This is a genomic window from Gillisia sp. JM1 (genome assembly GCF_000424645.1).
Classification (GTDB): Bacteria; Bacteroidota; Bacteroidia; order Flavobacteriales; family Flavobacteriaceae; genus Gillisia.
In genome coordinates this window covers 2242549-2265917 of record NZ_KE384218.1, presented here as the reverse complement: position 1 = coordinate 2265917, position 23369 = coordinate 2242549, and the positions used below count along the sequence as shown (strand labels likewise).

The window sequence follows — 23369 nt, the reverse complement described above, 5'->3', positions numbered from 1 at the left end:
AATCATTGCTTGATAATTTGTTTTGTTTATTTACAGAATAAAATTGGAATCTAGGGAAACTTTGAGGGACCGTTCTTTTTCTACTAGCCTATTTAACTGTATATCTTAGAAGACCATTTCCGGTTCGTTAAACCCAAACATTGTATCCAAACTGGTTCTGACGATTATGAACTACTTAAAAACATAGGACTGATGCCGAACAAACTAAAAATAAAAGACATATTTCCCGATTTTGAACTTCCCGACCACAGTGGTAAGCTTAGAAAGCTATCCTCGTTTACTCGACAAGGTGAGGTGGACAAAAGGTATGGATTCGAGGACGGTTACCCCGTTATCGTCACTTTTTCACGAGGGTTTTTCTGTCCGAGAGACCAACAACAGTTTCGGATGCTTGTTGAATTTCAGGACGAACTTAATGTCAATTTCTGCAACCTAGTTTCCATCAGTGCAGATGAGCCACAAGTTTCTGCTGCATTCCGTGCAGGCCTTGGTGCCAGCTGGACATTTTTATCGGACTCAGAACGGAAGATTATAAAACAATTGGACATTTTAGATGAAACCGAAGGTGAATATGCTTATCGTTCCTTGCCTTACACCTTTATATTAAAACCAAATCTAGAAGTCTTTAAAATATATAATGGTTGGTACTTTGTAGGAAGGCCCACCGTGGAGGAACTTCGGCAGGATCTGAGGACGATTATGCAGAAAATGGATTATTACAATTATGAAGAGTACAATACGGAACACGTCAAAAAAATTAGGATTCCACAGCAAACATGGCTTCAGGAAAACTATGACAATCCAAAACTACCGAAATATGAAGGCATCGTTTCGTCATTCGATATCAAGTCGGGAAACGGGTATATCCAAACAGCGGATTTGGATGAACCCATTTTTTTTAATTTCACAGCCATCCCCGGAGAAGGATACCGCACGATACGGCAAGATACCAAAATAACCTTCGAACTGGTAGAGACCCATACGGGACTTTCAGCAAGGAATGTCCAACAGCAATAATTAGGTTATCTTCTAACAAGTTATAAGGCCTTCCTAAAATACAAATAATGAACTTCTATGAAGGCCCCAAGATCTATAGTTCAGAAAAATTATATTTAATTTTCTAAACATCCGTAGCTAATGTTAGGCAGTTTTAAACTCTCAATGAAGGAATTAATTTATCTTGATGAAACAGATCCAGAACCAGAGGTTTTAAAATCCTGTTTTTCTGGATTTCCTTTATAACCTATATCCCCAGAACCAGAAACATGAGCTTTTAATGATCGTGATGCGGAAACCTGAATATCTCCAGATCCTAAAACTGTAGCTTCTACATTTTCAGCATTTAGGCTGTAGGCCATAAAATCTCCAGATCCGGTTACTTTGCAGTTGAATTCTCGTGCTTTTCCTTTTAATTTAATATCACCAGAACCTGTAATAGATCCCCATAATTCTTTTGCTTCAACACTAAGATTTATATCTCCAGAACCAGTAACTCCTACTTTCAGCTCATTAGCCTTTATTACACCAGTGTTGGAAACATCTCCAGATCCGGTTACATAAAGACTACTAATAGTCTCTACAGGAACAGTCACTCGGATACTCATATTTCGGGATGGATTTAAAGACACATCCTTTTCAACAGAAATTTTGAGCTGTCCGTCTTTAACTTCCGTAAGAATATATTCCTGTAAATTACTTTCTGCTACTACTTTAATTTTCCCCTCGGTGCCAGAAATAATTTGAACATCTAAAGAACCCACTAAGGCAATTCCGTCGTAATTGGAAGTGCTGCGGGTATCCGTTACCATATTGCCATTTCCATTTACTTTTTTATTTCCCCACCATTGGGCATTCATAGTGGTAGACCCCATAAGTACAAGAGCTAATAAAAGAATTACTTTTTTCATGATTGATTTGTTTTAGTTATTGGTTTATTTTTTTTGAAATGTGATACTTGCGTAGTTGCTTCTTACCACAATGTTACTCGAGTTTCCAGATTTTAGATAATACCCAGAATAACTTTTTTTATTTGATTCATCATTTTTCTTTTGAACATCTAATCCATCCATCCCATCAATTCCTCCATAAGTGGATACGATATCAAAATCGAAAGCTTGATCCATTGCATAGCCAATTTTTACTCCAGCGTAATTGGATTTAATTTTAATGTCTCTAGCTCCCTTCATAATTTTATTTATTTCGAGACTTCCATAGTCTAGATCAAGATCTAAAGATTGATAAACTTGTCCAATTTTAGTGCTTACATAATCTGCGTTTCCATCAAGTTTTCTAAGCTTGTCTATATTTAAACTCCCATAATCTCCATTGTATTTTAGATACTCTACTTTTCTTATTTTGCTTTTAGAATAATCTGCATTGATATCTAGCGTTTTTGCGTCCTCTATTTCAAATTCAGAATAATCTGCATTTATTACTGCATTTTTAACAACTCTTATATGGCTGTTTCTCGAATACTCAATATTAATTTGATTACTATTTCCTAACAGTTCTCCGATATCGATGCTTCCATAATCACAATTTATTTTTGCGTTCCCAGTTAATTTATCCAAATAGATATTTCCGTAGGCATTAATAAGATGGACATTATTTGTAATGGGGGCCTTAATAATATAATTTATCTCCATATTCAAATTATTATTTTCTCCAAAGATCATATTCCACCAGGATCTATTTTCTTCTTCAAAATAGGTTATAGCACTTACCCCTTCAGAAGATTGATCAAATTTCACGAAGATCTCTTCTAGCTTTTCTTTTACTTTTTGTTCGTCATTTCCATTTACTTTAATGACTACTTCAATATGAACTTTATTCTGGTTCCAAGTAGAGACATCTATATTTCCATAGCTATTGTCAATCTTCAGTAGGGCATCTCCAGCTACATCATAAGATTTGGAAATCTTTTTCTCTTTAGTATGTTTGCCAGAAACTTTATCTAAAGTTGTATCGTTCCAAACGGAATTTGCAACTGCAGGATACGTTACTGCAAGGAATAATATATTAAATAACAGTGTTTTCATTTTTATAGTTTTTTAGTTCTTTAATTTCTTCAATTTGGGTTAAAACGTCATTTAGGAGATCTATACGTTGTTGCAAGTTGGAAACCATTGCAAATACTACTCGCTTATCCTTCCCACTCTTAGAAAGGTCTACTTTAAGTTTTTTATATTCTTTATCTAAACGTTCCAGTTGCACTAAGGCATCGTCGATTATAATTTTTGTTTCAGGAGATTTAGAAGCATTTACCTCTTCCAGTTCTGCTCTTATAGCATTTACATAAAAATCTTGCGTTTCTTTCATTTCCGGAGAAATAGCAGCAAGATCTTCAGGCTTCGACAGAATGTTTGAGCTTAAAAAGCTACCAGCAATAAGTATTATAAAAACAATACTCGCAGCAATGGCTATCCAGGATTTCCATAGAGGTTTAACTAGACTTTTACTTTTTGAGCTTTTTAACTTTCGGGACTCCTTTAATTTATATAGAAAACGTTCTTCATGACCAATTTCTGGTTCTTCCAGATCGCAGTCTTCGTTTATAAAGAGTTTATATAATTCTTCATCTTTCATTTTCTGATACTATTTTTCTTAATTGATCTTTAGCTCTAGAGATGGTAGTTCTACAATTGGTAGGACTTAGTATTAGGATCTCACAAATTTCCTCATAATCATAGCCATCAATTAAATGAAGTGTAAGGATGACTCTATAATTTTCTTTTAGTAATTCGAACTTTTTTAAAATATGCTGAATTCTACATTTGTTTTCCTCTTCTTCAGTTATGCCTATTTCTTCTCCTTCATCTATTTCATTCTTAAACTCATCATTATAAGAAACCTGTGCATATTTTATCCTCTTGTTATAAGCATTGATACTAAGGTTTACTACAATTTTCTTGATCCAAGCTCCAAAAGTCGATTTTCCTTCAAACGTATGAATTTTAGAAAAAGCCTTGATAAACCCTTCTTGCATAATATCTTCAGCTTCCGCAGAATCCTTTACAATTCTAAGAGCAGTATTATACATCGCTTTGTAATATTTCTTATATACTTCTAATTGTGCTCGCTGCTCCTGTTTTTGGCAACGTACAATCAAATCTTCTGTGTAAGTAATACTTGGTGTCAAGAAATTTCTATTAGGCTTCTACTATAAAGATACCTATGTTTTTAAATTGTTACAGTTTCTGAAAAAAAAGTTGAATTCTTTTTGGTGGCATAACAATTGAAATAACAGATTAAAATAATACCCGCTACGTGCAGAGGCAGTAGGATTAAACCCTAGCAGAAGATTGTACGTAGATATAAATAATAAACTGTAATGACAGTTTGACCTAAATAAAGATATGGCTAAATCTAAATTATTAAATATTGACAGTTTGTCATTTCAAGGAATCGATGAAGATGCAGAGTTAATTCCTTTGATGACCCCAGAAGATGAAGAGGAGATAAATAAAGAAGAACTCCCCGAAATTTTACCAATACTACCCTTAAGAAATACTGTTTTATTTCCAGGTGTTGTAATTCCAATTACCGCCGGGAGAGATACCTCTATAAAGCTTATTAACGATGCGAATAGTGGAAATAAGGTAATAGGTGTGGTAGCACAAAAGGACGAGGATGTAGAAAATCCAGGAGTAGATGATATTTATAAAACCGGAGTAGTAGCAAGAATTTTAAGAGTTCTTAAAATGCCCGATGGAAATACTACGGTGATCATCCAAGGGAAAAAGCGATTCAAAATAAAAGAGGTAATTTCTGAAAAACCTTACTTGACTGCTTCTGTAGATGAAGTGGCGGAAGTTAGACCAGATTTAAAGAATGCTGAATTTGGAGCAATTATAGAATCTATTAAAGATCTTGCGCTTCAAATCATCAAGGGAAGTCCGAATATCCCGTCGGAAGCTTCTTTTGCTATAAAAAATATTGAAAGTCCTTCTTTCTTGATAAATTTTGTGTCTTCTAACATGAATTTGAGCGTAGATGAAAAGCAAAAATTATTGAAGACCAATAATTTGAAGAACAGAGCGCTGGATACTTTAAAATTCATGAACGTTGAGAATCAGAAACTGGAATTGAAGAATGTGATCCAGAGTAAGGTTCAAAGTGACATGAGCCAGCAGCAGCGTGAGTATTTCCTACATCAGCAATTGAAGACCATCCAAGAGGAACTTGGTGGGGCTTCTAATGAGGATGAGATGGAAGAAATGCGCGTTCGTGCTAAAGATAAAAAATGGGACGAAAAAGTTGAAAAGCACTTTACTAAAGAGCTTGCTAAAATGCAGAGAATGAATCCTCAGGTTGCTGAGTATTCAATCCAAAGAAATTATTTAGATCTTTTTCTGGATCTTCCTTGGGATGAATTTAGTAAAGATAAATTCGATTTAAAACGAGCTAAAAAGATCTTGGATAGAGATCATTATGGTTTAGATGATGTAAAGGAACGAATCATTGAATATCTAGCAGTTTTGAAGCTAAGAAATGATATGAAATCTCCTATTCTTTGTCTATATGGACCTCCGGGAGTTGGTAAAACATCTTTAGGGAAATCTGTTGCAGAAGCTTTGGGAAGAGAATATGTTAGAATTTCTTTAGGTGGGCTAAGAGATGAAGCAGAAATAAGAGGTCATAGAAAGACCTATATTGGCGCGATGCCAGGAAGAATTATTCAGAGTCTTAAGAAGGCTGGAACAAGTAACCCAGTTTTCGTACTAGATGAAATAGATAAACTTAATAGTGGTCATAATGGAGATCCGTCTTCAGCATTATTAGAGGTTTTGGATCCAGAACAAAATAGTGAGTTTCATGATAATTTCTTAGAAATGGGATATGATCTTTCTAAGGTGATGTTCATTGCAACCGCAAATAGTTTGAGTACCGTTCAACCTGCTCTTAGAGATAGAATGGAGATCATTAATGTTACGGGATATACTATAGAAGAAAAGGTAGAGATCGCTAAGCAGCACTTATTACCTAAGCAACTTAAGGAGCATGGACTTACTAAAGAACACATCAAGATTGGTAAAGCTCAATTAGAAAAAATTGTTGAAGGTTATACCAGAGAATCTGGAGTGCGTGGTCTAGAAAAGCAAATTGCAAAGATGGTGCGTTATGCAGCCAAGAATATTGCGATGGATGAAGAATATGTTAAAAAGATCGCTAATGAAGATGTGATAAAGATTCTGGGAAGTCCTAGAATGGAACGTGATAAATATGAAAATAACGATGTTGCCGGAGTAGTTACAGGATTGGCCTGGACGAGTGTTGGTGGAGATATCTTATTTATTGAATCTATCTTGTCTAAGGGTAAAGGGAATTTAAATATTACCGGAAACCTTGGAAAAGTGATGAAAGAGTCAGCAACCATTGCAATGGAATATCTTAAGTCTAATGCAGAAATGTTGGATTTAGATCCTGAAGTATTCGAGAAATATAATGTACATATTCACGTCCCAGAAGGAGCAACTCCAAAAGATGGTCCTAGTGCGGGAATTACTATGCTAACATCTTTGGTTTCATTATTTTCTCAGCGTAAGATCAAAAAGAGTCTTGCAATGACAGGGGAGATCACTTTGAGAGGAAAAGTATTGCCTGTTGGGGGAATCAAGGAGAAAATTCTTGCAGCCAAAAGAGCAAGAATAAAGGAAATTATTCTTTGTGAAGAGAACAGAAGAGATATAGATGAGATTAAAGCTGAGTATGTGAAAGGTCTTACTTTTCATTATGTTAGTGAAATGAAGGATGTTATTGAACTTGCTCTTACCAATGAGAAAGTAAATAATCCTAAAGAATTATAGGATCATAAACCCTGAAGCAATTCAGGGTTTATTTTTTTGTTCCAATTAAAATCTGGTTTATTTATCTTTGAACTTGAAAAGTAAACAGGATTAATCCATTAAATCTAATAGCTTGACAGATCATAAAATTACCATAGCAATAGACGGTTTTTCTTCCACAGGAAAAAGTACGGTTGCAAAACAATTAGCCAAAGAATTAAGTTATGTCTATGTAGATACAGGCGCTATGTATAGAGCTATTACGCTTTATGCAATGCGAAAAAAATATATTACGAAGGATTCCTTTGATGAAGAAAGTCTAATTAAAGACTTGCCATCTTTACTTTTGAAATTTGTTTTTGAGGCTTCTCGAGGTTTCGCTGCAATATATTTGAATGAAGAAAATATAGAAGATGAAATTCGAACAATGCAAGTTTCTCAGTACGTTAGTAGAATATCGGCTCTATCAGAAGTTCGTGAAAAACTAGTTTCTCAGCAACAACAAATGGGACTTGAGAAAGGAGTGGTAATGGATGGTAGAGATATAGGAACTGTAGTTTTTCCAAAAGCAGAGTTAAAGATCTTTATGACCGCCACTGCAGAAGAAAGAGCTGGGCGCAGGTTTAAAGAGATGAAAGAACAGGGGCAGGCTGTGAATTATGAAGAAGTCTTAAAAAATGTAACAGATAGAGATCATCTGGATACAACTCGTGAAGATTCCCCATTGATGAAGGCAGAAGATGCTATAGAAATAGATAATTCCTCACTAAGCTTAGATGAGCAGTTCAATACCTTGCTCAATATTGCTAATGATGTTATAGCCAAGCACAACTAAGAGTTGCCGAAGATGAATGACTGAGGCCAAACTTCCTAATTCTTTATTATACCTTATGGCCGTTGGAGCAGGATTGGTTGTGGCCAATAACTACTACAATCAGCCCCTTCTAAATCTTATTGCAGAAACTTATCAGGTAAAGGAAACAGCTGTAAGTAATATTCCCTTATTTACCCAAATAGGATATGCATTAGGATTATTATTTATAATTCCGCTTGGAGATAAATTTCCCAGAAAGAAACTTATTCTCATAGATTTTATAGCAATTGTCGTCAGTCTACTTGCAGCTGCATTAGCACCTTCTTTACTAATTCTTACTATTGCCAGTTTCTTTATTGGATTTTCTTCAGTAGTTCCCCAACTCTTTGTTCCAATGGCTGCCCAGTTGGCTTCAGAAGAGAGAAAAGGAAGAGCTATAGGAATTGTGATGAGCGGTCTGCTTATAGGAATCTTAGGAAGTAGATTTATAAGCGGAATGGTAGGTGAGTATCTTGGTTGGAGAGCCATGTATTATATTGCCACGGGAATTATGTTGATCTACTGGGTATTATTAAAATATAAATTACCAGAACTAGCTTCAGACTTTAAAGGGACTTATGCCCAACTCATGAAATCTATTCTGCATTACTTTAGATCTGAAAGTTCAGTAAGATTAGCTGCAGTAAGAGGAGGATTAGGATTTGCAGGATTTAGTGCATTTTGGACCACCTTGGTTTTTTTAATGGAGGATTCATTTAATTATGGAAGCGGTGTTACTGGCGCTTTTGGAATTCTGGGAATTGGAGGAGCACTTGCAGCTACAGTTATGGGAAAACTTAGTGATAAGATGAATAAAAACAGACTTATCACCATATCTACCATGCTAATGATTGTGGCTTGGGGAGTATTCGTATTTTCAGGTAGTTCAATTATCGGTTTGGTTATAGGAGTGATCTTCGTTGATATGGGATTACAGTCTCTACATATTACTAATCAAAACATCATTTTCTCAAAAAATCAGGATGCTCGAAATAGGATCAATACAATCTACATGGTTGGGTATTTTATTGGAGGTGCTTTGGGTACCATTTCTGGTGCTTATGCGTGGCAGGAATTTGGTTGGACAGGAGTCGCTACACTTGGAATGATCTACTCTGTGTTAATTTTGATCTTTCATTTTTTATTCAAAAATTCAGTTTCTTAAAACTGAGTTCTCAAATATTTGAATATAACAAAATAAGTTGTATTTTTGCACTCCTTTTTAGATAAAGAAATGGAAATAGAAAAGGGCTGAAAATCAAATATATAATCACTTCTGTGTTTAATTATCTGAAATTTCCATAAAGAACTCAGAATACAAATATTACAATCAGCAATGGCTGAAGAAACCAAAAATCCAGAAGTTGAAGAGTCTAACTCTGAAGTTTCAAATCACGCAGCACCGTCTGCACAACAGGAAAACCCTGAGCAATTCTTAAAAGACTTTAACTGGCACAACTACGAAGAAGGAATAGATCCTGTAGATGATACTAAGTTAGTGGAATTTGAGAAGTTAGTAGCTGAAAATTTTGTAGATACTTTAGATGATGAAGTAACTACAGGTAGAGTTATTAATATCACAGATCGTGATGCAATTATTGACATTAACGCGAAAAGTGAAGGAGTTATCTCTTTAAACGAATTCCGTTACAATCCAGATCTTAAAGTTGGAGATGAGGTTGAAGTATTAATTGATGTACGTGAAGACGCTACAGGTCAATTGATCCTTTCTCACCGTAAAGCTAGAGTGATCATGGCTTGGGATCGTGTGAACAAAGCACATGATGAAGCATTAATCGTAAACGGTTTTGTTAAATGTCGTACTAAAGGTGGTATGATCGTAGATGTATTTGGAATTGAGGCATTCTTGCCAGGTTCTCAAATCGACGTGAAGCCAATTAGAGATTACGATGCTTATGTAGGAAAAACAATGGAATTCAAAGTTGTGAAAATCAACCACGAATTCAAGAATGTTGTTGTATCTCACAAAGCGCTTATCGAAGCGGATATCGAAGAGCAGAAAAAAGAAATTATTGGTCAACTAGAAAAAGGTCAAGTATTAGAAGGTACTGTTAAGAATATTACTTCTTACGGTGTATTCGTAGATCTTGGTGGAGTTGATGGATTGGTTCACATTACAGATCTTTCTTGGTCTCGTATTAACCATCCAAACGAAATAGTTGAATTAGATCAGAAATTGAATGTTGTTATTCTTGACTTCGATGAAGCTAAGACTAGAATTCAATTAGGTTTAAAACAATTACACAAACATCCATGGGAAGCTTTAGATGAAAACCTTAAAGTTGGAGACAACGTTAAAGGAAAAGTAGTTGTAATTGCAGATTACGGAGCATTTATTGAAGTTGCTGAAGGAGTTGAAGGACTTATTCACGTTTCTGAAATGTCTTGGAGTACGCATTTACGTTCAGCTCAGGATTTCGTAAAAGTAGGGGATGAGATTGAAGCTCAAATCTTAACTTTAGATCGTGATGATCGTAAAATGTCTCTTGGTATTAAGCAATTAAGCGCAGATCCATGGACAGATATTACTTCTAAGTATCCAGTTAGTTCTAAGCACACAGGGATTGTACGTAACTTTACAAACTTTGGTGTATTCGTAGAATTGGAAGAAGGAATTGACGGACTTATTTATATTTCTGACCTTTCTTGGACTAAGAAGATCAAACATCCATCTGAATTTACAAACGTAGGTGATAAGTTGGAAGTTGTTGTATTAGAATTAGATGTTGAAGGACGTAAATTAAGTTTAGGTCACAAACAAACTGAGTCTAACCCTTGGGATAAATATGAAACTGAATTCGCTGTAGGTACCAAACATACTGCGGAAATAGCTGAAATAGTAGACAAAGGCGCAACTATAGAGTTTAATGAGGATATTACTGCATTCGTTCCTACCCGTCACCTTGAAAAAGAAGATGGTAAGAAACTAAATGCTGGTGAGTCTGCGGAGTTCCAAATTATTGAATTCAACAAAGAATTCAAGAGAGTGGTAGCTTCACATATGGCTATACATAAAGAAGAAGAGCAAAAAATCGTGAAACAAGCTGCTAAGAAATCAGCTCAAAACACTGAAAAAACCACTATTGGTGATGTAAATGCAGATCTTCAAGCATTAAAAGATAAAATGGAAGGGAAAAAATAGTCTTTCCAACCATAAGTTTTTTAGCTTAAAAGAAAAAGCCTCCTTAATTTAAGGAGGCTTTTTTTATTACTGTTTTTTAAAAGTTGCTTATTCTATAATTTCAATTAGAAGTCTCTAAAGAGTTTTAGGAAGGATAATGGGCTTTACAATTTTGTGTCTATACTCCTTAGACTTTAATGCCTCTGCAGGATTTAAAGTAGATGTAAGATGTGAATAGAACTTTTTATCAGTCTTGATTTTCGTGAATGCATCTAAGAAATGCCACCCATACATTATGGGCTTAAATAACCTCTTCCTTGAAGCATTTAGAATGGAATTTTAAACATACTCCGGGAATTTCTCTTTTATAATTCCCTTAACTCCGTCTGCAAATAAGGGCTTGTTTAGGATCCCAGAAATTTGGGGAATGCGCTTTGCCTTATCCCTTTCATCTGGATTAAGAGCTGAACTGTATATTTATCGGTACTTAATTCCAGCATATCCTACCCAATGTGTATTTTTCGCTGGTGCAGTTGTACCCATTCCAAGATCATCTACCCGAATATGTTTATTGTGAATACTTGATCTATAATCTACTAGAGAACCTTGTAATGGTTCTCTGTGAAGCAGGAGATTTAGTTTATTAGCCATTAAAACGCCGAATGGAATAGAATACCTTCCGCACCAAGTCCAGTTATATTCCATATAGTTTTCTTCTTTCACCGTGATTTTATTGAAGTTGCTAATTCCTTCTTTGCTGATCTCTTCGGTCAAAAAGTTCTTAATGATATCTAGATCTTTTTCATAGGCTTGGGCGGTGCCAAGACTATCCACTCCAAAAGGAGCTAAATTAGAACTTCCCCATCCTTCATTTCCATAATGTATAGCATCGCTAGAAATTACAACAGCTAGATCCTCGCCGTAATTCATGTTTGTCTCCTTCATAAGATCTGCAAGAGCTAGAGCTATTACTTCTGAAAAAGTGTCCATATCTTCAAATGAGTTATAAGGTACTAGTATTGGAATGATCTCTACCGATTTGTTTTTTTGCTGAAGGAAAGGAGTAATGGCTTCCAAAGAGTGCTCTAATTGCATCATTTCATTATGAACGATATAAGTGCTGTCTGGAATTAATGAAAGCATCCTGTCCCTTAAGGGCGAGATTTTGATGGTACCATAGGGCGTTTGCCATTCTTTAAAAGAACCAAATATTATTTTGTCTTTGAGCTCGAAATTCCTTGCTCTATGGGCAACCCCTACAAGTACAATGGTTTTTGCTTTTATACTTGAAAGTGTCTTTTTATAAAGTCCAGCCGCATATGCATAATCATCATGTGGGCAGATCACTGCTTTACTTATTTCAGAAGTAGAGACTTTATCTTCCGCAGCAATTCTAGACAAGATGCTATCCATTTGCCATTTATATTGAGGGAAGCCAATAGTGTCTTCTAAATGCCTTATTTTAATATTTGAGTCAGTAGAATTCTCATTATCTTTCTGTTGCCCAAAACAGAGCGCACTCATTATAACAAAGCTCAAAGTGAGTATATATTGAATTTTAATTGTTTTCATTTCTATTATAGTGTGATTTCTTGAAGTTCCAGCTCATAATCATACTGGAGGTCTTCATGTAAGAGTGTAATTCCTTTTTTTACAAGGAGTAACTGTCTATTATACAAGTTCAACATGGTAGTGTTCCTTTTAATTGAAGGTGAAAAATCAGATAACTGAGCACAAAAGAATAACAAGAGTTCAACTTCAGTTTCTTTCTTTTTGGAATATCTTATATACTTCTTTATCATTTTTAAAATCTTCCTCACACTTTTCTTAATGAGATAAAAATTCTTCTTATTAATAAGGCCGAATTGTATTTCTACTTCCTGTTTTATTTGTGCTATGAACTCTTCTTCATCTATAGAATCAAATAAGACATAGGTGAGTAGTTCTTTATTCTCCTTTTTAAATTTAGAAAGATGTAAACAATAATCTAATAGATCTTCTTTAGATCTATGGCCAAGCTCATCTTTAAGCTCCTTTATACTGGCAACCTTCATGTTTAATATGTTTTTATTTATTCAAAAATAAGCTAGCAGGAAACCCGAAATTCATCTTCTAAGCCAAACATACTATTTACTGAAGCCGTAATAGCCAAACTTCATTAGAAATTCCAATCTTTTTCTTCACATCTATTTGCTTCCAATTATTTTTTAAGTCAATGGGTTTCTTTTTTCTGAATTAATGTAAATACTCCTATAATGGGGCCAATTGCCAATATTAAATATAAGAATTTAGGATCTATATAATTACTTAGCAGTGAAATGGTTTGGAGACTCACAATGGTAATTGCAAAACCGATGCTATTCACTAAAGTTAAAGCTGTAGCTCTATGCTCTGCTGGAGCATTTTGCGCTACCAAAGTAGAAAGTAGCGGAGAATCTGCTACCACTGTCATTCCCCAAAAAAATAAGAATGCAAGAAAAATAGGAGTAGAATCTGTGTAAAAGATAAGCGGAGATAATAAACAACAACATCCAGACAATAATAGTGCAGTTCTGGCCACTTTTTTTTCTCCAAAAGCACTGGAGAGATAACCTCCAATTACGCATGAAAACCCACCAATTCCAATTATAAGAAAGGAAAGTAGCGGGATGTTTATTTCAGCTAAAGGGTGAAGATTTAAATAGGTGGCTAAGATCACCGGCACAAAGGCCCAAAAAGTATATAGTTCCCACATATGTCCAAAATAGCCGAAAGCTGCAGTTCTCAATTTGATATCCTTAAAAATAACTTTTCCCGTATTGAGAGCTGGTTTATAATTTCTCTTCCTATATGGACCGTTTGGAACAAATAGTAGGATTAATAGCCCCCCAATACAGGCAATACAAGAAGTTGCTAGGATTACATTTTCCCAGGACACTTTAAAAAACGCACTATTTAATAAATGTGGAAAAGCGGTTCCAACTACCAAAGCACCCACTAAAAAGCCTAAAGCTTTTCCAAGACCTTTGTTGCTATAATCTGAAGCAATCTTCATCCCAACAGGATAGATCCCCGCTAAGAAAAATCCGGTTGCAAACCGAACGCATAATAAGCTTATAAAAGTATTGCTTTCCAGAATTGTGGAAAGATTTATAACTGCTACAGAAATGGCACACGCAAAAAATACTTGAGAAGGAGAAAAACGATCTGCTATTGCCAAAAGAGCGAATAACAATGTTCCTAGAATAAAACCAAATTGTACCGCAGAGGTTAAGTGTTCTAGTGCGTTTTCATTTAATCCAAAATTTCTTATAAGATCTGATAGCACAGCATTGGATGCGAACCAAACAGAAGTACAGCAAAACTGGGCAATTACAATAATGAAAATTATTAAACGGGTATTTTTCATTATTAAAAAAGTCTATGGGATGTTTTTATTTTTTTTCTATTTCAGAAGAAATACACTTTCAAAAATACAATAACAATCGGGTTTTTAGTTTCAATATGTTAAACATTTCATATTATCTTATAAATACCTGTTAATTAACGAATTATTAAAAACCAACAAGGTTATTACTGCGTAAATTAACTGTATCCCCCCGAGATATTAGTTTATTAGAACTCTCCCCATTTAAATATATTAATTTTTTATTGTTCACAAATATATTATTGCTTTTACCCAAATTGCCTGAATAAAGATTACCTACTTATCGTGGTTTAACATTAATAATTAAAAATATTAGTTATGAAAAAACCAATGATTAATGTCGAGTCATTCCATGACGGACGCGAAGGAAAAATGAATTCGAGAAGAAAATTTCTTAAAATTGGAGGCTTAGCTGTAGTTGGCTCGAGTTTGTTCCTCTATTCTTGTGAGGAAGATGGAATCACCGATGAAGAAATTAATGCGCTAGATGCAAAAGGTGTAAACAACAAAAAAGTTTTTAATCTAGGAAAAGGAGATTTAGCGATTCTAAATTATGCTTATATTTTAGAGCAACTTGAAGCTGCATTTTATACAGAAGTAGTTAATGGATCCTATTATGAAGGCATATCGGATGCCAAAGAAAAACAAATTATTACAGATCTCTGGTACCATGAGGTAATTCATAGAGATTTCTTTAAAATAGTTTTAAATTCTATAGCAGCACCTGGGAGAGTGGCACCCGATTTAAATTTTGATTTTAGTGGGGTAGATTTTGGAAGTCGGGAAAATGTGTTAACGGTATCTCGAATATTAGAAGATACAGGGGTTTCCGCCTATAATGGTGCCGGAAAATTACTTGAAAGTACAGAGTATTTGCTGATTGCAGGAAAAATAGTTTCTGTAGAAGCGAGACACGCCTCTGCAATTAGAGATCTTCTTGAACCTGGAACAACCAATTTTGCGTCAGATGAGATCTTAGTAGATCTTGGAGGAACAGGTGAAGCTTACGATGAAGCCACTTCTCCACAGGATGTTTTGGCTGCAGTTGCTGCGACAGGTTTTCTTGAAACCAAGATCATCGCCAATAACATACCAACTGCTTAATTAATAACTAATCTTAAAAACTAAAAATTATGAATATTATAAAATTCTTAGACGATATTTCTAATAAGGAACTATTAGAAACCAAGGGATCAAGAAGAGATTCCTTTAATCAAATGAAAAATGTAGGCAAAAATTTTGCTTTAGCATCTATTCCATTTGCACTGGCAGCAACGAGCAAAAAAACTTCTGCCGCCACGATGTCAATGTCATCGGCGATGTTCCAAGCGGACACTACAGCTATTTTAAATTTTGCTCTTACTTTAGAATATTTAGAGCGTAATTTTTATCAAATAGCTCTTGGAACAGATGGATTAATTCCAGAGGAAGACAAAGATATATTCGGACTAATTGCTGAGCATGAAACTTCTCACGTGGAGTTTTTCAAAGCAGCTTTAGGCGATGCGGCTATTGATGAACCGACTTTTGATTTTACAGGTGGAGATCTAGGATTAGATACTTTCAGTAATTATCAAACATTTCTTGCATTGTCGCAAGGTTTTGAGGATACTGGAGTAAGAGCATTTAAGGGTCAGGCTGGAGCATTAGCAAATAATGATGATTTACTGACATTTGCTTTGCAAATTCACTCTGTAGAAGCAAGACACGCATCACAGGTGCGTAGGATGAGAAATCAAAAAGGTTGGGTAACGGGTGGTACAGCTGCGAGTAATGGCATTCCATCAGTATTTGACGCAATATATGCAGGGGAAGCAAACACAGTACAAGGTGGTGTAGAGCTTGCCGGACTATTTGGTTCTTTTGGAGGGCCTCAAGCCGTTCAGGAAGCCTTCGATGAGCCATTAACAATGGCCGAAGTACTTGCTATAGGTGGAATATTTATTGTGAGTTAGGGATTAAAATCACCTTGAAAAGAAAAAATCATGCTTAAAGAAATTATTCTTTTAGCATGATTTTTGTTTTCTTCTATTTCAATGAAATATAAGAACCTTTTAAATACCAAACAAAATCCTATTAGTCTAAATCAAAAAAAATCTTACTTTTGTCTTCCAAACATCATCAGTTTCTATTATGAGTCAAAAAGTGTTGCTTAATTCTAAAGAGATCAACATTATTCTTCGTCGTTTGGCTTGCCAGTTGGTAGAAAATCATCCTAATTTTGAAAATACCGTAATTATAGGAATTCAACCTCGTGGGGTATTTCTCGCCAATAGAATTCTTCAGTTATTAGAAGAAGAATATGGTATTACCAATGTGGAGTATGGACAATTGGACATCACTTTTTACCGAGATGACTTCAGAAGAAGTATAAAACCCTTAGAAGCGAACAAAACCAAGATCGATTTTATTGTTGAAGATAAACAAGTAATCTTTATAGATGATGTTCTCTATACTGGACGAAGTATACGTTCAGCCTTAACTGCAATTCAGTCCTTTGGAAGACCTAAAGAAATAGAATTGCTTACTCTTATTGATAGAAGATTCAGCAGGCATTTGCCTATACAGCCAGATTATAATGGCAGGCAGGTAGATGCAATAAATGATGAGCAGGTAAAAGTGCATTGGCAAGAAATACATGGGGAAGATGCAGTTTATCTTTTACCATTTGAAAAAACAGAACAGGAAGTGATTCCACAGAAAAAAGATACTAAATGAGCGAATTAAGTGTAAATCACTTATTGGGAATTAAATATCTTAAAAAAGAAGATATCGACCTGATCTTTAAAACTGCCGATCATTTTAAGGAAGTGATCAATAGACCAATTAAAAAGGTTCCTTCTTTACGAGATATTACCATCGCCAATTTATTTTTTGAAAATAGTACCAGGACAAGACTTTCTTTTGAACTGGCCGAAAAAAGGTTAAGTGCAGACGTTATTAACTTCTCAGCTGCTTCTTCTTCAGTAAAAAAAGGCGAAACCTTAATAGACACAGTAAATAATATCCTTGCAATGAAAGTGGATATGGTGGTAATGAGACATCCAAATCCAGGTGCAGGAATTTTTCTTTCCAAGCATGTAGACGCAAGTATTATAAATGCAGGAGATGGAACGCATGAACACCCAACCCAAGCTTTATTGGATAGTTATTCCATACGTGAAAAACTTGGGGAAGTAAAAGGCAAAAAAGTTTTAATAGTAGGAGATATCAAGCACAGCAGAGTTGCACTTTCTAATATTTTCGCATTAAAACTGCAAGGAGCAGAGGTGAAGGTATGTGGTCCTAAGACTTTAATTCCAAAGTATATAGAATCTTTAGGGGTGAGTGTTGAAACCAATCTTATAAAAGCTTTAGAGTGGTGTGATGTTGCCAATATGCTTAGAGTTCAGAATGAACGGATGGAAATTAGTTATTTCCCGACAACAAGAGAATATACCCAACAGTTTGGATTAAATAAGGAGATCTTAAATTCTCTTAATAAAGAGATCGTTGTGATGCATCCAGGGCCTATAAATAGGGGAGTGGAGATAACCAGTGATGTAGCAGATTCTAAACAAGCTATTATATTAGACCAGGTGCAAAATGGGGTTGCAGTAAGAATGGCTGTTATTTACCTTTTAGCTTCAAAAATAAATCGATAAGTTTATAGTAGATTAAAAGTTTGAAAATGAAAATTACACGAAAAGAAGAATTCATTGTTTTAAAGGATAATAAGAATAATCTTGTAGATTTTGCAGAGAGGATCACTGAAAACTATTCAGATTATAGAAATGATAATGTGATTGTAGATCTTCTAAATTACGAAAACTTTGATATAAAAGATGCGCTTCTTTTTTTAGAAATTTCTAATATTCACCGTGCAGAGAAAAAATCCTTTGTAATTGTAAACTCAAACATCTCTATAGATGTTATTCCAGATGAATTAATTGTAGTTCCAAGTCTGCTAGAAGCAGGCGATATCATTAAAATGGAAGACTTGGAGAGAGAACTCGGGTTTTAATTACTCATTGAGGTTTTAATTCTCCGAGGCTTGCCCGAAACATTCAGGCGGGCTTGCCTCGAATTTTTAAAAGTATTTTCCTCCCGAACCATCGGGACATACCTCGTGGGCTTGCCCCGAGGTTCTTGATTGAGGTTTTAATTCTCCGTCCCAATAGTTGTCGGGATGTTTCGAAATTTTAAAAATTATTACTCCCGAGATATTGGAATATATATGTTAAGCTTGGCCCGAGATTCTTGTTTAAAATTTAAATTTATAGCCATTATTTGTTTTCGCAAGATAATAAAAACATAAGTATGAAATTAACAATACTAGGTTGTTATGCAGCGACCCCAAGAACGTTTACAAACCCCACGTCTCAAGTTCTTGAAATAAACAATCACTTATTTCTTATAGATTGTGGAGAAGGCACTCAAGTTGAATTACGTAGAAACAAGATCAAATTTTCACGGATCAAGCACATCTTCATATCACATTTACATGGAGATCATTGCTTTGGACTGGTAGGACTTATCTCGACCTTTAGATTATTAAATAGGGAATCTGAACTCCATGTTTATGGACCCAAGGGGATAAAGGAAATAATTACATTACAGCTTAAGTTGTCTAAATCCTGGACAAATTATCCTTTATTTTTTCATGAATTAAATAGTAAAGAACCAGAATTATTATTTGAAGATGAAAAAGTTACAGTGGAAACAATTCCTCTAAATCACAGGATATATACCAATGGTTTTTTATTTAAAGAGAAACCGGGGCCTAGAAAACTGTTGATCAATGAGATCATGAAATATAACATTGATGTTTCACTATACCAGAGTCTAAAGATGGGTAAAGATGTAGAATCCAATGATGGAGAAATAATTCCGAATCATTTGGTAACTGGTCCTCCAGAGAAACCTATGAGTTATGCTTTTTGTAGTGATACAGCGTATTATCCAGAAATAATTGCTCAGATTTCGAATACAACAGTACTTTATCATGAATCTACCTTCCTCGAAGCCAATAAGGAATTAGCAGCACCTACAAAACATTCTACAGCTATACAGGCTGCTCAAATAGCCAAGGATGCAAAAGTCGAAAAATTGATTCTTGGTCACTTTTCTACAAGATATCCAAGTATTCAATTATTTAAGGAAGAGGCACTTACCACATTCCCAAATGTAGAATTAGCCGATGATGGTAAAATATTTACCTTTTAACGGATAATTTTCAATTTTCTTACACGCTTATTTTAAAAACAGGAGCTTAAAGTAGGATTTAGCGTACAAAATATGTTAAAATTACCATAAAATCGATTAAGTACATGTCTCAGAGTGTATTTAGTCGATTTTATTTGTATTTTGGCTAGACCAAATCGCTTAACCTACTTATTATGTTGAACTATACAAAACAATTTTGTCTTGTTTTTGCTTGTATTCTTACGTTTGCATCATGCTCTAAAGACAATGCTATTCCAGAAAATGAGGCACAACTTAAAACTGCCAATTTATCAAATTCTATCGCTTATACCTCATTGGAATCTGAGATTCTAAATGGTGTGAATAAGTACAGAGAAAGTATAGGTATGAAAGCACTTGCAAGAGTAGATGAGGTAACTTATCAAGCAGATGATCATACAGTTTATATGACGAGCAACGAAGTCGTAAATCATGATAATTTTAATGTGCGTTATAGCAATTTAGTTTCTGAGGTAGGAGCAAAAGCAGTAGCGGAAAATGTAGCTTTTGGATACGGAAATGCAGATGCGGTTGTAAAGGCTTGGATTGCTAGTGAAGGTCACCGTGTTAATATTGAAGGTGATTTTACACATTTTGGAATTTCAGTAGATAAGGATAAAAACGGTAAGAACTATTTTACCAACATCTTTATGAGAAGATAATAAATAAGATTTAGTTTACCCCGATCAGTATTAATTATAGCAGAAAGTTTAATTAGCCTTCATGTAATCAAAAGACCCACATTCAAAATAATTGAATGTGGTTCTTTTAGTTGTATAAATCATCAGAGACTCAAGACCCAAGACTCCAGATTCAATAGTATTGGCTCTGGTTAGCCTTCAGTCACAAAAGCACCATCTATATCATAAGTATATGATTCAATTAAATACCTAAGGTTTTCCCATTTCAATAGTTTAATAGTCAGGTCTTGAGGAATCTTTCTGCTTTCGCTAAGAGCAGACTAATGTTTAGTGGTTGGTAACTCCTAGATCACAAATGGATTTAGGACATTCGATGTGATAACAGAAAATTATTCAGTTAAGAACAGGGGATAATTCATTGAAAGTTATACCAACGAAAACGCCCAGATAATAAAATACTATCTGGGCGTTATATTTTTTATTAATGAGATCTACTTCATTTTTACAACACTAAACATAGATCTTCTATTTAACTGATGTTCTTCCTTACTACATAAATCACATGCTATTGCCGGTTCTCTTTCACCAAAACCTTCATGTGCATTTATACGCTCTGCAGCAATTCCACTAGCTACTAAATAATCGTAGGTAGATTGCGCTCTTCTTTCAGCTAAACCTACATTATATTGATCAGATCCTCGCTTATCTGTATGAGAACCGATCTTAATCACTAAGTCCGGGTATTTGTTGGACATTAAATTAACCAACTTGTCTAGCTCCTTAGCTGCATCTGGTCTAATATTGGATTTATCAAAATCGAAATAGATGTTATTGATCTCAGCTAAATATTCTACATCTTCAATAGGATCTAATTGTATGTTATAGATAAGTTCTTCAACATCATCTGTATTATTAGAATCTACGGTGCCAGTCATTTCTTTATATTGAATGTGCTTAGCTTCAATAGGATATTTCATGTTTCTATTGATCTCCTGCTCATAGTTCCCATCGGTATCAGTTTCAAGGAAAGCAAGTTGTTTATTGTCTGGTGTGAATAAACGCACTGTAGCATTTGGAATTGGTTCTCCATTCACTTTGTCCGTTACTTGTCCTTTTAGAATCAATGTCTTTAGTAGATTGAATCCGTAGATATCATCACTTCCTACTCCACCAGCTCTGTTAGAAGCAAAGTAACCTAAATTGCTTTCCTCTTTTTGAAAATATGCGAAATCGTCTAGGTTGCTATTTATAGGTTCTCCAATATTAGTTACTTCTGAAGTTTCTTTAGAAAGATCTACTTTAAAGATATCCATCAAGCCGAAGCCAGGATGTCCATTTGAAGAAAAGTATAGAATTGAATCTTTAGCCATAAAAGGGAAAGATTCGTCCAGACTAGTATTGATCTTATTTCCAAGATTCACAGGATTCCCGAACATATTGTTCTCCATGATCTCAACTTTATATAGATCTGCACCACCAAAACCATTTGGCATATCAGAAACAAAATATAAGGTTTTTCCATCCGAAGATAAACTTGGGTTCCCAACAGAATAGCCATTGTCGTTAAATGGAAGTTCTATAATGTCATCCCAAGAATTGTTATTGTTGGTAGCTCTATATAACTTTAGATTATTAGTTTCATCCTTAAGTTTTTTACCCTCTTTATTATTTAGGTAATTATTTCTAGTAAAATACATGTATTTTCCATCCTTAGCAATAGTAAGTGGACCTTCATGCAAAACTGTATTGATATCTCCAGCTACAGAAGATACTGTTTCAGAATTAGCAGCTAACTGATAAACATCCAAAAATGGTTCTCCATTCCAGGAATATACCTTATTCTTTTTGGACATTCCGCCATCTCTTGCAGAAACTAAATAAGTAACGCCATTATGCTCATAAGCTCCAAAATCACTATATCCAGAGTTGAAAGCAACTTTATCTAAAGTGTAATTGTCCTTTATTTTAAAGTCGGCTATATCTTTAGAAAGCAATTCATCTACTTCAGCTTTGTTCTTTCCGGCGGTACTATATTTCTTTAGCCATTCTTTAGATTCGTCATATCGTTTAACTCCTCTTAAGGCTTGTGCATACTTAAAATAATACTCTGGAGAAATACTGGTATCTTTAACAGCTTCAGCATAATAAAAAACCGCATTTTCTGGGCTGCTTAATTTTAGATAGCTATCTCCAAGTTTACTTTGATTGTAAGTGGTGTTATAATCCTTTTCTATAAGTTCCTTGTAAACATCTACAGCTTCAATATAAGCAAGATCATTATATAGACGATCGGCTTTTTTTTGCTTTCCGCTTTGTGCGGAAGCCATAAAACTATTTCCAATGAATAGTAGGAGTATTAAGTAGTTGAAATTCTTCATAATAGTTTTATTTATGTTAGAAAAATCTTGGAGATTTATATTTGGTATTCTTAGATCTCAATTCGAAAATCAAAAGAATTTCATGAGATCCAGAAGTATAAGGCCTAAGATCTGAAATTGAATATTCGTAAGCATAACCTATTCTTAAGGACGGTAAGATCTGGAAATCTGCAAATGCACCCACAGCGTCATCCAATCTATAGGTACCTCCTAAATATAATTTTTCGTCATAAATAACCGTTCCAGACATATCAAAAGATAGAGGAGCTCCGTTAGTAGCTTTAACAAGTGCAGTTGGACGAAGTTTCCATGTTTCATTAAGATCAAAAACATAACCTCCAGTAAGGTAATAGTGTACTTGCTCTAAAGCTACATAATCACTAAAATCGTTATTGTTGTTATTTATCAATTTAGGAGCAGAAAGGCCTAAGTACCAATCTTGTGCAGATAGATACACCCCCGCACCAAAATTAGGTGTCCATTTGTTGAATTGATCGTTGAAAAACGGATCGCTAAGTACAGATGGTTCTACAAATAGATCTTCATCCAGATCATAATAACTAGCACCTCCCTTTAAACCAAATGCAAGTGTAGTATTATCGCTTACATTTATGGTATAAGAGAAATCGGCATATAAATACGTGTATTTTTCATAACCAGCTTTATCATTGATCACAGAAAAACCTAGACCAACTTTCTCATTATTCAGAGGTGTATGAATAGACAAGGTCTGAGTTACAGGACCACCACTTAAGCCAGCCCATTGGTTTCTATTCAATGCGGTTAATGAAAACCCATCTCTGCTTCCTGCGTAGGCCGGATTTATAGATATAGTGTTATACATATATTGCGTGAACTGTGGTAGTTGTTGAGCATTTGTGGTTAAAAGGCCAACAAAAAATATCGATATTAGGATATAGAAGTTTTTCATGTTTATAGCT

Annotated in this window: 21 protein-coding genes; 12 read left to right on the top strand and 9 right to left on the bottom strand. The window is 34.7% G+C overall.

Going from position 1 to position 23369, the window contains the following annotated elements; translation table 11 throughout:
- The first annotated feature begins 192 nt into the window (after window positions 1-192).
- Entirely contained in the window at window positions 193-1017 is an 825-nt protein-coding gene (locus H033_RS0113580; protein ID WP_026838802.1) for a redoxin domain-containing protein, read from the top strand.
- 158 nt (window positions 1018-1175) lie between these two features.
- Here the strand turns inward: H033_RS0113580 and H033_RS0113575 are convergent, their stop codons facing one another.
- From H033_RS0113575 to H033_RS0113560, 4 genes are read right to left on the bottom strand one after another with little or no spacing between them, the layout of a single operon-like run.
- The gene (locus H033_RS0113575; protein WP_026838801.1) at window positions 1176-1907 is read right to left on the bottom strand and encodes a head GIN domain-containing protein; all 732 of its coding nucleotides are present in this window, start codon (window positions 1905-1907) and stop codon (window positions 1176-1178) included.
- Between the two features lie 24 nt (window positions 1908-1931).
- Entirely contained in the window at window positions 1932-3038 is a 1107-nt protein-coding gene (locus tag H033_RS0113570) for a hypothetical protein (protein WP_026838800.1), read from the bottom strand.
- Window positions 3019-3585, bottom strand: coding sequence for a hypothetical protein (locus H033_RS0113565; RefSeq protein WP_026838799.1), 567 nt, complete (start codon window positions 3583-3585; stop codon window positions 3019-3021). The genes H033_RS0113570 and H033_RS0113565 overlap by 20 nt, the downstream gene beginning before the upstream one ends.
- The gene (locus H033_RS0113560; RefSeq protein ID WP_026838798.1) at window positions 3575-4138 is read right to left on the bottom strand and encodes an RNA polymerase sigma factor; all 564 of its coding nucleotides are present in this window, start codon (window positions 4136-4138) and stop codon (window positions 3575-3577) included. Before H033_RS0113560 ends, H033_RS0113565 begins: the two co-directional genes overlap by 11 nt.
- Before the next feature lie 217 nt (window positions 4139-4355).
- On the opposite strand from H033_RS0113560, the gene lon reads away from it, so the two are divergent.
- The 4 genes from lon to rpsA all read left to right on the top strand — a co-directional run bounded on the left by lon (window position 4356) and on the right by rpsA (window position 10801).
- Window positions 4356-6806, top strand: coding sequence for an endopeptidase La (lon, locus tag H033_RS0113555; RefSeq protein WP_026838797.1), 2451 nt, complete (start codon window positions 4356-4358; stop codon window positions 6804-6806).
- Between the two features lie 112 nt (window positions 6807-6918).
- Window positions 6919-7620 (top strand): (d)CMP kinase, encoded by a 702-nt coding sequence (gene cmk, locus H033_RS0113550; RefSeq protein ID WP_026838796.1) that lies wholly within the window; start codon window positions 6919-6921, stop codon window positions 7618-7620.
- Window positions 7621-7636: 16 nt separating this feature from the next.
- Window positions 7637-8803: an MFS transporter gene (locus H033_RS0113545; RefSeq protein WP_026838795.1), complete on the top strand. Its 1167-nt coding sequence runs from the start codon at window positions 7637-7639 to the stop codon at window positions 8801-8803.
- A gap of 171 nt (window positions 8804-8974) precedes the next feature.
- Window positions 8975-10801, top strand: coding sequence for a 30S ribosomal protein S1 (gene rpsA / locus H033_RS0113535; protein WP_026838793.1), 1827 nt, complete (start codon window positions 8975-8977; stop codon window positions 10799-10801).
- Window positions 10802-11257: 456 nt separating this feature from the next.
- Here rpsA and amrB read toward each other — a convergent pair whose 3' ends face one another.
- The 3 genes from amrB to H033_RS0113515 form a co-directional block, all read right to left on the bottom strand.
- Window positions 11258-12352 carry an AmmeMemoRadiSam system protein B gene (gene amrB / locus H033_RS0113525; protein WP_026838792.1) on the bottom strand — a complete coding sequence of 365 codons (1095 nt, stop codon included), beginning with the start codon at window positions 12350-12352 and terminating at the stop codon, window positions 11258-11260.
- A gap of 5 nt (window positions 12353-12357) precedes the next feature.
- A complete protein-coding gene (locus H033_RS0113520; protein WP_026838791.1) occupies window positions 12358-12834 on the bottom strand; it encodes a hypothetical protein in 477 nt (158 codons plus the stop codon).
- A gap of 158 nt (window positions 12835-12992) precedes the next feature.
- Window positions 12993-14168, bottom strand: a complete 1176-nt coding sequence (locus H033_RS0113515) for an MFS transporter (RefSeq protein ID WP_026838790.1) — start codon at window positions 14166-14168, stop codon at window positions 12993-12995.
- Window positions 14169-14504: 336 nt separating this feature from the next.
- On the opposite strand from H033_RS0113515, the gene H033_RS0113510 reads away from it, so the two are divergent.
- The 7 genes from H033_RS0113510 to H033_RS0113475 all read left to right on the top strand — a co-directional run bounded on the left by H033_RS0113510 (window position 14505) and on the right by H033_RS0113475 (window position 20071).
- The gene (locus H033_RS0113510; RefSeq protein WP_026838789.1) at window positions 14505-15290 is read left to right on the top strand and encodes a ferritin-like domain-containing protein; all 786 of its coding nucleotides are present in this window, start codon (window positions 14505-14507) and stop codon (window positions 15288-15290) included.
- Between the two features lie 29 nt (window positions 15291-15319).
- Complete coding sequence (locus H033_RS0113505; RefSeq protein WP_026838788.1) at window positions 15320-16141, top strand: ferritin-like domain-containing protein; 822 nt, start codon at window positions 15320-15322, stop codon at window positions 16139-16141.
- 178 nt (window positions 16142-16319) lie between these two features.
- Window positions 16320-16904, top strand: a complete 585-nt coding sequence (gene pyrR / locus H033_RS0113495; protein WP_026838787.1) for a bifunctional pyr operon transcriptional regulator/uracil phosphoribosyltransferase PyrR — start codon at window positions 16320-16322, stop codon at window positions 16902-16904.
- On the top strand, window positions 16901-17830 hold the full coding sequence (locus H033_RS0113490; RefSeq protein WP_026838786.1) for an aspartate carbamoyltransferase catalytic subunit: 930 nt from the start codon (window positions 16901-16903) through the stop codon (window positions 17828-17830). The genes pyrR and H033_RS0113490 overlap by 4 nt, the downstream gene beginning before the upstream one ends.
- Window positions 17831-17856: 26 nt before the next feature.
- Window positions 17857-18189 carry a hypothetical protein gene (locus H033_RS0113485; protein WP_026838785.1) on the top strand — a complete coding sequence of 111 codons (333 nt, stop codon included), beginning with the start codon at window positions 17857-17859 and terminating at the stop codon, window positions 18187-18189.
- A 296-nt stretch (window positions 18190-18485) separates the two neighbouring features.
- Window positions 18486-19391 (top strand): ribonuclease Z, encoded by a 906-nt coding sequence (locus H033_RS0113480; RefSeq protein WP_026838784.1) that lies wholly within the window; start codon window positions 18486-18488, stop codon window positions 19389-19391.
- Window positions 19392-19564: 173 nt separating this feature from the next.
- Entirely contained in the window at window positions 19565-20071 is a 507-nt protein-coding gene (locus tag H033_RS0113475; RefSeq protein WP_026838783.1) for a CAP domain-containing protein, read from the top strand.
- A gap of 470 nt (window positions 20072-20541) precedes the next feature.
- On the opposite strand, the gene H033_RS0113470 is transcribed toward H033_RS0113475, so the two are convergent.
- Together H033_RS0113470 and H033_RS0113465 are read right to left on the bottom strand one after the other, a co-directional pair.
- Window positions 20542-22428, bottom strand: coding sequence for an OmpA family protein (locus tag H033_RS0113470; RefSeq protein ID WP_026838782.1), 1887 nt, complete (start codon window positions 22426-22428; stop codon window positions 20542-20544).
- A 16-nt stretch (window positions 22429-22444) separates the two neighbouring features.
- On the bottom strand, window positions 22445-23359 hold the full coding sequence (locus H033_RS0113465) for a type IX secretion system membrane protein PorP/SprF (protein ID WP_026838781.1): 915 nt from the start codon (window positions 23357-23359) through the stop codon (window positions 22445-22447).
- Between the last annotated feature and the right edge of the window lie 10 nt (window positions 23360-23369).

Coding starts and splice junctions, on each gene's coding strand:
- H033_RS0113580 (WP_026838802.1), top strand. CDS start 193: ATGCCGAACAAACTAAAAATAAAAGACATATTTCCCGATTTTGAACTT.
- H033_RS0113575 (WP_026838801.1), bottom strand. CDS start 1,907: ATGAAAAAAGTAATTCTTTTATTAGCTCTTGTACTTATGGGGTCTACC.
- H033_RS0113570 (WP_026838800.1), bottom strand. CDS start 3,038: ATGAAAACACTGTTATTTAATATATTATTCCTTGCAGTAACGTATCCT.
- H033_RS0113565 (WP_026838799.1), bottom strand. CDS start 3,585: ATGAAAGATGAAGAATTATATAAACTCTTTATAAACGAAGACTGCGAT.
- lon (WP_026838797.1), top strand. CDS start 4,356: ATGGCTAAATCTAAATTATTAAATATTGACAGTTTGTCATTTCAAGGA.
- H033_RS0113545 (WP_026838795.1), top strand. CDS start 7,637: ATGACTGAGGCCAAACTTCCTAATTCTTTATTATACCTTATGGCCGTT.
- rpsA (WP_026838793.1), top strand. CDS start 8,975: ATGGCTGAAGAAACCAAAAATCCAGAAGTTGAAGAGTCTAACTCTGAA.
- amrB (WP_026838792.1), bottom strand. CDS start 12,352: ATGAAAACAATTAAAATTCAATATATACTCACTTTGAGCTTTGTTATA.
- H033_RS0113520 (WP_026838791.1), bottom strand. CDS start 12,834: ATGAAGGTTGCCAGTATAAAGGAGCTTAAAGATGAGCTTGGCCATAGA.
- H033_RS0113515 (WP_026838790.1), bottom strand. CDS start 14,168: ATGAAAAATACCCGTTTAATAATTTTCATTATTGTAATTGCCCAGTTT.
- H033_RS0113510 (WP_026838789.1), top strand. CDS start 14,505: ATGAAAAAACCAATGATTAATGTCGAGTCATTCCATGACGGACGCGAA.
- H033_RS0113505 (WP_026838788.1), top strand. CDS start 15,320: ATGAATATTATAAAATTCTTAGACGATATTTCTAATAAGGAACTATTA.
- pyrR (WP_026838787.1), top strand. CDS start 16,320: ATGAGTCAAAAAGTGTTGCTTAATTCTAAAGAGATCAACATTATTCTT.
- H033_RS0113490 (WP_026838786.1), top strand. CDS start 16,901: ATGAGCGAATTAAGTGTAAATCACTTATTGGGAATTAAATATCTTAAA.
- H033_RS0113485 (WP_026838785.1), top strand. CDS start 17,857: ATGAAAATTACACGAAAAGAAGAATTCATTGTTTTAAAGGATAATAAG.
- H033_RS0113480 (WP_026838784.1), top strand. CDS start 18,486: ATGAAATTAACAATACTAGGTTGTTATGCAGCGACCCCAAGAACGTTT.
- H033_RS0113475 (WP_026838783.1), top strand. CDS start 19,565: ATGTTGAACTATACAAAACAATTTTGTCTTGTTTTTGCTTGTATTCTT.
- H033_RS0113470 (WP_026838782.1), bottom strand. CDS start 22,428: ATGAAGAATTTCAACTACTTAATACTCCTACTATTCATTGGAAATAGT.
- H033_RS0113465 (WP_026838781.1), bottom strand. CDS start 23,359: ATGAAAAACTTCTATATCCTAATATCGATATTTTTTGTTGGCCTTTTA.